The following is an 11,136-nucleotide window of genomic DNA, read 5'->3' on the forward strand; positions in this document are numbered from 1 at the left end:
GCCGTGGCCATGATGCCGGAGCTGGACCGGATGTACGACGGTCTGTGCACGGCCATTGCCCTATGAGCGCCCGGATGAAGGCCATCCCCGGGGAGATCCCGGCGGAACTGCGCCGCAGGGTAGAAGCCCTGGCCCGCAGCGGCAGGACCGCCATTGTGGCGGTGGACGGGCGCTGCGGCAGCGGCAAGACCGCCCTGGGGGTGGCACTGGGGCGGGCGTTCGGATGTCCGGTGGTGCACACCGACGACTATTACCTGCCCTTTGCCCGCCGGTCCCAGAACTGGAAGGCCACCCCGGCGGCCAACATGGACTTTGCCCGCCTGCGGGCCGAGGTGCTGGACCCGCTGCGGGAGGGCCGGGACGGCGTGTACCGCCCCTATGACTGCCACGCAGACTGCTTTGAGGCCGAGATCCCGGTGCCGGCCGGCAGCCTGCTGGTGCTGGAGGGCAGTTACAGCCACCATCCCATTCTGGGCGGGTACGACCTGACGGTTTTTGTGACCTGCCCGCCTGCCTGCCAGGAACAGCGCCTGCGCGTCCGGGAAGGGGAACACTACGACATGTTCCGCAGCTGCTGGATCCCCCTGGAGGAAGGGTACTTCCGGGTGTTCGACATCCAGAACAAGGCCGACTGCGTGGTGGATACCGACACCACCGGCCAGTGAGCAAGAAATACGGAAAATGCGGGCCCGCCGGCAACGGCGGGCCTTTTTGCGGCCTGCTTCCATCGAAAAACGAAAAAGATTTATTGAAAAACGATAAAAAACACTTGCAAAACGATATGGACTGTGGTATGGTAAGGCTAAGCTGAAGACAGAAAGGGGAACTTTGTATGCCGGATAAGACCCCCGCCCCCGGGCGGGACAAAAGCATTGCCCTGAGCCAGTTCAGTACCCTGTGCATGGGGCTGATCTGCCTGTTCATGGTGGGGTGCGGTCCGCAGCTGGTGAACTGGGCCCTGCGGGACTACACCGGCAGCGCCGCCCTGGGCGCATTGCGCGCGGGGCTGCTGGGGCTGGGCTATGTGTGCGCGGCGCTGGCCTTTGCCACCCTGTACAACCTGTACCGGTTCCTGGGCCGGGTGCAGCAGGGGGCCGTCTTTGTGCGGGCCAACGTGGCCGCGCTGTGGCGCATCAGCTGGTTCTGTGCCGGGGCCGCCTTCCTGTGCACCCCCGCCGGACTGCTGCTGCGGCTGCCCTTCGTCTTTTCCCTGGGGCTGTGCGCCGGATTCATGGCGCTGATCGTCCGGGTCATCATGAATGCCTTCCGTCAGGCGGTGGACATGAAGGACGAACTGGACCTGACGGTGTAAAAGGAGAAGACGGATGTCCATTTATGTGAATCTGGATGTGATGATGGCCCGCCGCCACATGGGCGCAGGAGAACTGGCCGACAAGATCGGCATCACACCGGCCAATCTGTCCATCCTGAAAAACAACAAGGCCAAGGCGGTGCGCTTTTCCACCCTGGAAGCCCTGTGCCGGGTACTGGACTGCCAGCCCGGAGACCTGCTGGAATACCGGCCCGATGACGGGGCCGAACCACACTGAAATATACAGAGGGTAATATTATGCAAAATAATTACAAAGAGGGCGCGGGGCGTCCCCTCTATTCAAGTGCGCCCCAAAATCTGCCCGCGGTGGCCGGAACGGCCTTTCCCCCTCTGCCCGGAAGCCCTCTGGTGTGGGGCGCGGCGGCGGTGCTCAGCTATCCGCTGGCCTGGTACTACACCAGACATGTGCTCATGGGCTCCATGCGGGGACCCGCCTATATTGTCTTTGCGGTGCTGTTCCTGCTGGGGGTGGAACTGTTCAGTCGGGGCATGGGCCGCAGGGGAAACCGGGAGACCTGGTTCTGGGCGGCCTGCTGGCTGGCCCAGAGTGCGGCCCTGGGGGCGTACGGCCCCCACGCCGATGTTCTGGCGCCCTGGCAGACGCTGGTGTGGCATCTGACCGCGGTGTATTGTGTGCTCTGCCGCACCGGCATGCAGGCCGCCGGCAAGGCCAACGCCATGGTGGCGGTGGACGGAATGACCGGGGTGTTTGTGCTGCCCTGGACCGGATTCTTCCTGCGGCTGCGGTCCCTGTGGGCCGGGGGCAAGGCCTGCCTGAAAGGGCGGGTGCGCTCCCGCCGCCGGATCCTGGAAGTCCTGGCCGGGGTGGTGCTGGCCCTGGTGCTGGCCTGGTATGCGGCCGCCCAGCTCTCCGCGGCGGATGCCGCTTTCGGACGGCTGGTGCAGGACCTGCTGCGGCCGCTGGACTGGAAACTGGACGGGATAGATGCCGTGGCCCTGGTCCTGTCCATCCCGGTGGGCATGTGGCTCTTCGGGCTGGTGGGCGGCGGACTGCGCCGCAGCGCCCCGCCCCTGACCGAGGCCGCCTTCTACCGCACCCTGGGTCTGGCACCCCGGCTGCCCGCCGTCACCGCCAACCTGGCGGTGGGGGCCCTGTGCGCCGTGTATGCCCTCTTCTTCGGGGTGCAGTGCGCCGAGTTCGCCGCCGCCCTGGGGGCGCCTCTGCCGCTGGAAGCGGCGGAGGCCTCCCGGTTTGCGGTGGAAGGCTTCTGGGAACTGTGCCGGGTGCTGGTGCTGGACTTCGGGGTGCTGGCCGCCCTGCATTTCCTTGGCCCCGCCCCGGTGGACCGCCCCGGCCGACGGCGGATCCTGCTCACGGTGTTCTGCGTCTTCGGGCTGGGATTCGTGGGTCTGGCCGCCGCCAAGCTGGGGGTATACGTCCGGCTGTGGGGCCTGACGCCCCGGCGGGTCATCTCCGCCTGGTGTCTGGCAGTGCTGGGGCTGGCCGCCGTGCTGGCCCTGCTGCGGCTGTGGCGCAGACTGCCGGCGGTGCGCATCTGGGTGCTGGCGGCGGCGGTGAGCTTCTGCGTGCTCTGCGGTACCGATATGGAGAATCTCTGCATGCGGGACCACCTGGACCGGGTCCGAACGGGCACGGCAGCCGAGATCGACTGGTACCTGCTGGACGACTGTACCCGCAGCCGCCCTGATCTGGCCGCTGCCCTGGAGGAGGCGCTCCTGTCCATGGATCTGAACCCGGAACAACAGTGGGAGATGCAGACCTACGCCTGGATCTGGGAATAAAAACCGCAAGACCCCCGTGCGCTGCCTTCGGGCAGAACACGGGGGTCTTGTTTTTATCTTTGCTTTTTGCGGCGGTACAGCGCCCGTCCCGCCAGGGCGGCCAGGGTGACCGCCGAGACCAGGTCGGCGGCCAGCCAGCGCTTGGGTTCCCGCCAGGTCACGGTGACGGTGCCCTCAAATCCGGCAGGCACCGCCAGCCCCACCAGACCCTGCTCCGACGGGTAGAGGGTGCCGGTGTCGGTTTGATAGCCGGGATAATACAGCAAAGGCAGGTCCACAAACCCTTCCCCGTCCCCGGTGGAACAGGTGATGGTGGTGGTGCGGCCGTCCCGCAAAATCTCCTCCACCTGGATGCCGGCCGGCTGGGCGGCGGCAAAGCCCAGGCCTTCCGGCACGGCGCCCCGGGGCAGATACAGGTCATCCATGGGCCAGACCTGATTGGAATTGTCCAGCACCAGCCACTGGGAGGGATCCCCCAGATAGCTGTCGGTGTCCAGGGATACATGGTCGGGGAAAAACTGCAGGCAGAACAGCAGGGTCAGGCCCAGCAGGGCCGCGCCGGCACCCCGGGCGGCCGAGGCCCTGCCCGCCTGCCTCAGTCCCTGCACCGCCCAGCCGGAGGCCAGGGCCAGCGCAAAGGCCGCCAGACCCAGGAACCGCCAGGGGAACTGGATGGAGCCCAGCAGGGTCCCCAGCACCGGCAGGCGGGTCACCGTCTGCCAGGGGAAAAGGTCGGTGCTGGCAAAGAGGGAAAAGGCGCCCACCGCCAGGGCACACAGGCCGGCGGTGCGGGCCGGACCGGGGGCGGGCGGGAACAGCAGGTATACGGCCAGGAGCAGCGCCCCGCCCAGGGGCAGGGCCAGCCCGCAGACGGCGGTTTCGCCCCGGGTCAGCAGCTGGGCCAGCGTCAGCCCGGGCACGTCCAGGCCGCCGCTTTTCTGGGACAGCCGGCTCCCCGCCATGCTCACAAAGGGTACCAGGAACCACAGGTTCACCAGGATGCAGACCCCGGCGGCCTTGCCCCATTCCAGCAGAACGCGGCGGCGGAAGGTCCGGCGCCACAGGGCCAGTACCAGGCACAGCACCAGAAGGGTGGTGAGGATCAGGGTGATGATGTGGGTCTGCAGCAGGCCGCCGAATCCCACGGCCAGCAGGACCCAGGCACGGCCCCGGCCGGTGTACAGCCGCCACAGGCCCAGGGCGATGAGGGGCAGAAAGAGCAGGGCGGTGTATTCGCCCACGGCCGCCCGCACATACAGGCAGACCAGCCGGTAGGGGGACAGCAGATACAGGGCGGCGCCCAGCAGCGCCGGTCCGCGGCGGCCGAAGATCTCCCGCAGGCAGCGGTAGCTCACCAGGGCGGTGGCCAGGGTAATGGCCCAGATATATCCCTGGTAGCACAGACGCAGATCCAGCCCCAGCAGGCGTAGCAGCGCCGCCGGATACAGCAGCAGCTCCCCGTAGTACAGGGAGGGGGCGTACCCGTACCCGCTCTTCACCTCATGGTACAGCCGCACCGGGAACTCGCCCCCGGCCAGACTGTCCGCAATGCCCTGGATGCGCTGCAGATGGAAGTACAGGTCATGGCCGCCCATGGCCCCGTTGTTCTGCAAGAGGGGCAGGCAGGCCAGGACCACCATCCCCCCGAGCCCCAGAAGGGCCGCCCGGGCCGGGACCGGCACCGCCAGGGGACTGGAGGGCAGCAGCGCCGCCAGCAGAAGGTCGGCTGCCAGCAGGCCCAGGGCCAGCCCCGCCGCCAACAGCAGCATCAGGGCCCGGTTGGGGGCCAGGGAAAGGCTTTCCAGATAAAACACCGCGCCGTTGTGCCGCAGAAGCAGCCGGGCGTCGGTGCTGTGACCGCCCACACACAGATCCAGGGTCTGGCTGTCTGCACCGGGGTCCAGATGTCCCTCATAGGTGTACACGGTGCCGGATTGCTCGGTGTAGGAACTCAGGCTGGGAACGGCGATCTTTCCGTCGTCATTCACCCAGGCCTGGGCCCGATAGCGCACGGTGATCCGGTAATACCCGGCGGGCAGGTCCAGCATCGGGGTGGAAAACAGGGTCTCCGCCGGGGCCTGTCCCGGAGTGCCGTTGCCGGTACGGCCCGCTTCGTCGGTGGACAGGGCTGCCTCCACGGCCCAGTTTTCCAGGTCGGCGGGGGCAAAGGTACAGGCGGGCAGGGGGCGCAGCGCCCCGTAAAAGGCCACCACCAGCAGCAGAAGTTCCGCTGCCAGCAGGACCACAAGGGCGGGCCGGCGGCGCACCCGGGCCGCCACACCGGCGGCCGGCAGATTGGACGGCATAGGCCGCCTCCTTTCAACTGATTTTGGTCAGGGTCACTTCCTGCAGGCGCAGGGAGCGGTCGTCCAGGGTATGAACGGCAAACTCCCATCCCGGGGCGTTGGTCCCCAGGTCAAACTGGAAGGACACCACCTGGGCGCTGCCTTCCAGAAATACGATGTCCAGAGCCTGATACGGCTGCTTTTCCAGGTGGTAACCGCTGCGCACATAGCAGTGGTCCAGCCCTTCGCCCCGGATGGTACAGACATACCGCCCGGGCAGCAGGGTCCAGCCGGCTCCGGAAACACTCTCCCCGCCGGCCAGGGTGATGCCGCCGTCGGCATCATGGGTGCTGGAAGAGCCTTCCGCAAATCCCAGGGTGTCCAGGTCCACGGCCACCGTGCCGGAGGCCGCCTCGGCGGGCGGCAGGGGCAGCTCTTCCAGGCTGCCCACCAGCACCCCGTCCAGGCGGTAGTAATGCAGGTCATACAGGCCCCGGCGCAGCTCGTCCCCCTTGCTGGAAAAAACGTACAGGGTGGCGGGCTGGAGGGTGTCCATCTGGGCGGGAATGCTGTCGGCGGCGGTGACGGTGTCCATATGGGCCAGATAGAAGCTGTTCATGGTCCAGTCATTTTCCGCCGCCAGCGCCGCGCATCCCCAGAAGGTGGAGGAGGACCAGTCCAGCGAAGCAAAGGACAGGTGCTGGATCAGGCCGCTGTCCGCCACGGCCTGCCACCCCGGGTCCCGCAGGGGAGAGGTGTAGGTGTAGCGGGCATCGCTGCGGTAATTGGCGGCGGTGGCGGTCAGGGAGGGCCACTGGGAGGCCGTCTGTACGGCCAGACAGACCGCCAGCAGGGCCAGGGCGGAGCGGGGTTCGCAGACCCGCAGCAGCAGACCGGCCCCCAGCACCAGGAGCAGCATGCCCAGCAGCCATGCCAGTCGGGCGCAGGAGGAAAACATGGACCAGAGGGTGAGCAGGGGTCCGGGCATGGGCCAGGTGAACAGGGTGTGCCCCGCAAAGGTCACGGTGTCGGACATGGCCGCAAAGGCACTGAGCAGACCGATGACCAGCGCCGACACGGCCCAGGGGGCGATGCGGCGCCAGAGGGCGGGCTTATCCTTCCGGCGGCCAAAGGCGATCAGCCCCGCCGTCAGGGCCAGGGCGCAGAGCAGCACCCCGCCCAGGCCGATATAGACGTAGGATTCAAAGCCGTCATCAAAACCGGGCACAAAAAGATCGGCCAGGTCGGCTCCGTTGAGCCAGCCCGCCGAAGTGCCGGAATAGTTGCCGGAAAAAGCGCCCAGCAGGAACAGTTCCCCCAGGGCGGCGGCGCAGAAGGACAGGATGGGCAGCAGCGCATAGGCCGCACCCCGGCGGCGCAGCAGCGCCGCCACGGCACAGCCCACGGCCACAATGCCCATCATGGGCAGATAGTACAGGTGGATCCCGGCGCCCAGCAGACCCAGCAGGGCCCACCAGAGGCAGGCCCGCAGGGTGGTGCGGCACAGGGTACCGGCAAAGGCCCACAGGCACAGGGCAGCCAGCACCAGCCAGGTGCCGGCCAGGGCGGTGTGGGCGAACATGCGGATGCGCAGGGCGGGAAACAGCAGCAGCACCCCCGCCCCCGCCAGGGCGGCGGCATGGGCGGTGTGGGTGCGGGCGCCGCCCACACGGGCGATCAGGCATTGGCCCAGGGCCCCCTGCAGCACAAAGCACAGCAGCCCCCACCAGCCGAAATACTGGAAGGTATCGGGCAGGAGCGGGCTGAGCAGCTTGAAAAACACCGCGAACAAGGGCAGGGAATCGGTGTACAGCACGCTGACCCGGTGGGGATAGATGGTGGCATAGGACATGCCCAGGTAGGGCAGATGCCAGTCACTGTGGCGGTACTGCACCCATCCCAGATAATGCTGGGCGGGGTCCGCCCCGGCCTGCAGCATCCAACCGGCGTCGGTGGGGTCCAGCACCCGCACGCCGTACAGGGCCAGAAAAACAGCGGCGCCCAGCAGGGCGCCGGCCAGCGCCCAGGCCCGGGCGCGGCAATGGGGTGTACAGCGGGCCATCACCGTTCAAAGGTGGTGTACAGGGTGGTGGACCAGGTCTCGCCCTCTTCCAGGCTGGCGGCACAGGGGCGCTGGTCCCAGTCGATGGGGCCGTTCTCCTCCCCGGGCAGGCTCTGCCAGGGCTCGATGCAGACGAACCGCACCGGCTTGGCCTTGGCGGACCAGATCAGCACATAGGGATATCCCTCAATGTTGCAGGAAACCATCCGGCCGGTGTCCTTTTCCACAATGGCCAGGTTGGCGCTGCGCAGGTTCACCATGCAGAAGCTGTCGTTCTGGAACAGGTCGTCGGTGAGGGGGATGGCCTTGGTGTTGCGGGCCAGATAGTAGAACTCCCGCCCGTTGAGCAGACCGTTGGGCAGGCTGCTGATGCACAGGGGGCTTTCCAGCTCGCTGAACCGGAATTCGTAGTCGGTGGTGGTGTGCTTGTCGTCAAAGGGGATGGCAAAGGCCGGATGATACCCGATGCCGAACCGCAGCTGGTCCTCCACCGGGTTGTCCACCGTCAGGGTGTGGCCCACGGTCTTGCCGTTGAGGGTGAAGGTGGAGCGCAGGACAAAGGCATAGGGCCATTTCTTCAGGGTCTCGGCATTGGCGTGCAGCTCAAACACCAGGGTGTCGTCGGTCCGGTTGACCAGGGTGTGTTCCACGTCCCGGGCAAAGCCGTGCTGGCCGCCGGTGTACTCCATCCCCTTGGCCAGCATCTTGCCGCCGGTCAGCTTGCCGGTGTAGGGGAACAGGATGGGCGCGTGGCGGGCCCAGACGGACGGGTCGGCCTGCCAGAGCATCTCGGCTCCGGTCTGCTTGTTGATGACGCTGACAGCCTCGGCACCGTGGGTGTCCACGGTCAGGCGGATGAATTCGTTTTCAATGGTATGGCGCATTTCAGGATACCCCCCAAGGATTTGTTTCCTTCAGTATAGCGCAAACCCGGAAAAATGGGAAGGGCACCTCCCTGTTTTTTCCGCCGCGGGGGCACAGGGGTGCGGGGAAAAACATATTTTGTTGGCAGGGAGGTGTTACCTATGCCGATTGGCAGTATTTGGATCGCCGCGGCTCTGGCCGAACAGGCCGCGCCGCTGGCGGGGGTGCGGGTGACCGTTCTGGACGAGACCGGGGTGGTCGTGGCCCGCCTGGAAACCGACGAAAACGGCACCGCCGTACAGACGGGGCTGGCCGCCCCCGACCGTTCCTACAGTCTGGACGAGGGGAACACGTCGGTGCGGCCTTACGCCGTGTATGACCTGGTGGCCGAAAAGGAAGGCTGGCAGACGGTGCGTCTGGGCGGCGTGCAGGTGTTTGACGGACAGGAGACGGTGGCGCGGCTGCAGTTCCTGCCCGCCGACGCCGCGGTGGCCACCGCGGGCATTGCGGCGGAAAACAATGTGACCATTCCGCCCCATCCCCTGTTTTCGGGGCGGGGCGGCAGCGGTCCGGCCCCGGCGGGAAACTGCCCCCAGGGCAGGGTGCTCACCGAGGTGGTGGTGCCCAAGACCATCACGGTGCATCTGGGCCGCCCCACCGAGACCGCCCGCAATGTGACGGTGCCCTTTCAGGAATATATCGCCACCGTGGCCTCCGGCGAGGTCTATCCCACCTGGGCGGGACGCTGCTTTCCACGCCGCACCGGTTAAAAATCCCAGCGGATCTCGATGGGGCGGGCCCCGCCATCCGGCGGGTACACCAGGATCTGCCGGATGGTCAGGCTGACCAGGGCCCGGTCCAGCACGGGCAGGGCGGCGGCTTCCCGCAGTCGGGCCTGCAGAGCGGCCCGGACGGCTGCGGCGTCGGGGGCGGATTCCAGCGCCTGCAGGCGCTCCTGCAGCCGGGAACTCTCCTGCCGCAGACGGCGGTTCAGGGCCAGGAACTGGCTTTCCTCCAACAGGCCGCTGCATTTGTCCAGGTAAAGGCTTTCCAGGGCGGCGTCCCGGCGGGCCAGCTCTGCCCGCAGCCGGCAACACTCCCCCTGTCGGGCGGCCTGCTCCCGGTCGGCGGGGAGCAGGGCCGGGTCCTGGGGATGCAGAAAAGGGCCCAGCTGCCGGCGCAGGGCTTCCAGCACCGCCTGTTCCAGCGCCGCCGCGGGCAGGTACGGCTGGCCGGGACACAGATGCTTGTCGGCCAGGGCGGTGCGGCAGCGAAAATACCGGGGCCGCCGGCCGTCCTTCCCTGTGCGGCCGGAACCGGTCTGCTCCATCACCCGGCCGCACAGACCGCAGACCACCTTGCCCGCCAGGGGATGGACCTGGCCGCCGGTGCCGCTGCGGGCCCGACCATGCAGCATCTGCTGGACCCGCTGGAAATCGGCGGGGTCAATGATGGCTTCATGGGTGTGGGGGACCACGATCCAGTCCCGGCGGGGCAGCCAGACGGTCCGGCGGGACTTGTAGCTCACCCGCCGGTGCCGCCCCTGCTCCAGGTCCCCGGCGTAGGTACGGGTGGTCAAAAGCCGGTGGACGGTGGCCTTGGTCCAGCTCTGCCCGGAAGCTTCGCTACTATAATAAGGTATGGTTCCTTTTTGCAGGCGGTAGCGCCCCGGCGGCAGGATGCCCTCGGCATTGAGCAGGCGGGCGATGCGGGTGGTGCCGTACCCGGCCAGATACAGCCCGAAGATCCGCCGCACCACCCCGGCGGCTTCCGGGTCGATGACCAGACGGTTGTGGTCGGCCGGGTCCTTGGCATACCCGTACAGCGCAAAGGCGCCGATGTACTGCCCCGCCTGCCGCTTGTGGGTGAGCACCGAGCGGACGTTGGCGGACAGGTCTTCCAGATACCACTCGTTGATGAGGCCGTTGATCTGCCGGCTTTTCTTGCCGGCGGCGTCGGCGGTGTCCACATGGTCCACCACCGCAATGAACCGGATGCCCCACAAAGGAAACAACCCGTGCAGGTATTTTTCCACCAGCTCCATATCCCGGGTGAAGCGGGACTGGGTCTTGACCAGGATCACATCGAATTCCCCCGCCCGGGCGGCCGACAGCAGCCGGTTGAATCCGGGGCGGCCGCGGTCAATGCCGGAGTAGTCCTCGTCGGTATAGATGCCCGTCACCTCGTAGCCCTGCTGTCGGGCGTAGTCCAGCAGCATGGCGCGCTGGTTCTGGATGCTTTCGGATTCCCGGGGACCGTCGGGCAGGGCTTCGTCCTCCTTGCTCAGGCGGCAGTAGATGGCGGCCCTCATCCCCGGACCTGCCGGACAACGGTGCGCAGCCAGGATTCTGCCAGCCGGCACAGGGTGCGGCGGCGCTGGGACAGATCGGCGGTGAGAAAGACTTCCCGTATGGACAGCGGCGGCTGTTTCATGAAAGGACCTCCTTCCGGAAAATAGCAGGTGCGGTCCCTTTATGGGTATGCAGGCCGCGGGGCCGCCCATGCGTGCGGGATGGTCCACAGCACAAAATTTCCGCCCGCGGCGAACGGAAATGGACCTGTTTTGGACAGAAAACGGAAAAAAGTTTGAAAAAAGAGCCGGCTTTTCCATTCTCGCAGGGGTTTTGTGACCAAATTGTGACCGGCGGGGTGTATGATAGGAGCATAAAGTCATGAATTGTCCTCTGACGAGGCAATTAGTGAAGGGTGCTGTGCACCCGGAAAGGAGAACTATATGGACAAGTTATGGTTCAAGGCACGCCGCGTGATCAGCGTACTGCTGGTCTTTGCGATGCTGGCTTCCCTGACTCCGGTCCAGGCCTTCGCCG

10 protein-coding genes are annotated in these 11,136 nt (G+C 66.7%); 5 read left to right on the forward strand and 5 right to left on the reverse strand.

Annotated elements, in window-relative coordinates; translation table 11 throughout:
* From Q0K17_RS08310 to Q0K17_RS08325, 4 genes are all read left to right on the forward strand, one after another.
* On the forward strand, positions 1–665 hold a 665-nt coding region (locus tag Q0K17_RS08310), incomplete at its 5' end, for a hypothetical protein (RefSeq protein WP_366776818.1).
* A 167-nt stretch (positions 666–832) separates the two neighbouring features.
* Positions 833–1,312: a DUF2975 domain-containing protein gene (locus Q0K17_RS08315; RefSeq protein WP_294542113.1), complete on the forward strand. Its 480-nt coding sequence runs from the start codon at positions 833–835 to the stop codon at positions 1,310–1,312.
* Between the two features lie 13 nt (positions 1,313–1,325).
* Positions 1,326–1,550: a helix-turn-helix transcriptional regulator gene (locus Q0K17_RS08320; protein WP_294542116.1), complete on the forward strand. Its 225-nt coding sequence runs from the start codon at positions 1,326–1,328 to the stop codon at positions 1,548–1,550.
* A 20-nt stretch (positions 1,551–1,570) separates the two neighbouring features.
* Positions 1,571–3,097: a DUF4153 domain-containing protein gene (locus Q0K17_RS08325; RefSeq protein WP_294542118.1), complete on the forward strand. Its 1,527-nt coding sequence runs from the start codon at positions 1,571–1,573 to the stop codon at positions 3,095–3,097.
* A 53-nt stretch (positions 3,098–3,150) separates the two neighbouring features.
* On the opposite strand, the gene Q0K17_RS08330 is transcribed toward Q0K17_RS08325, so the two are convergent.
* Genes Q0K17_RS08330 through Q0K17_RS08340 form a run of 3 tightly spaced genes read right to left on the reverse strand, consistent with a single transcriptional unit; the run spans position 3,151 to position 8,328 of the window.
* Positions 3,151–5,403, reverse strand: coding sequence for a hypothetical protein (locus Q0K17_RS08330; protein WP_294542120.1), 2,253 nt, complete (start codon positions 5,401–5,403; stop codon positions 3,151–3,153).
* Positions 5,404–5,416: 13 nt separating this feature from the next.
* Positions 5,417–7,444 carry a DUF6311 domain-containing protein gene (locus Q0K17_RS08335; protein WP_294542122.1) on the reverse strand — a complete coding sequence of 676 codons (2,028 nt, stop codon included), beginning with the start codon at positions 7,442–7,444 and terminating at the stop codon, positions 5,417–5,419.
* A complete protein-coding gene (locus tag Q0K17_RS08340) occupies positions 7,444–8,328 on the reverse strand; it encodes an aldose 1-epimerase family protein (RefSeq protein ID WP_294542124.1) in 885 nt (294 codons plus the stop codon). The genes Q0K17_RS08335 and Q0K17_RS08340 overlap by 1 nt, the downstream gene beginning before the upstream one ends.
* 141 nt (positions 8,329–8,469) lie before the next feature.
* Here Q0K17_RS08340 and Q0K17_RS08345 point away from each other — a divergent pair, with 141 nt between their 5' ends.
* On the forward strand, positions 8,470–9,078 hold the full coding sequence (locus Q0K17_RS08345; protein WP_294542126.1) for a hypothetical protein: 609 nt from the start codon (positions 8,470–8,472) through the stop codon (positions 9,076–9,078).
* Here Q0K17_RS08345 and Q0K17_RS08350 read toward each other — a convergent pair.
* Both Q0K17_RS08350 and Q0K17_RS08355 read right to left on the reverse strand, forming a co-directional pair.
* A complete protein-coding gene (locus tag Q0K17_RS08350; RefSeq protein WP_294542129.1) occupies positions 9,075–10,619 on the reverse strand; it encodes a recombinase family protein in 1,545 nt (514 codons plus the stop codon). The genes Q0K17_RS08345 and Q0K17_RS08350 overlap by 4 nt on opposite strands.
* A complete protein-coding gene (locus tag Q0K17_RS08355; protein ID WP_294542132.1) occupies positions 10,616–10,741 on the reverse strand; it encodes a hypothetical protein in 126 nt (41 codons plus the stop codon). Before Q0K17_RS08355 ends, Q0K17_RS08350 begins: the two co-directional genes overlap by 4 nt.
* Positions 10,742–11,136: the final 395 nt, after the last annotated feature.

This window comes from uncultured Gemmiger sp. (assembly GCA_944388105.1).
Classification (GTDB): Bacteria; Bacillota; Clostridia; order Oscillospirales; family Ruminococcaceae; genus Gemmiger.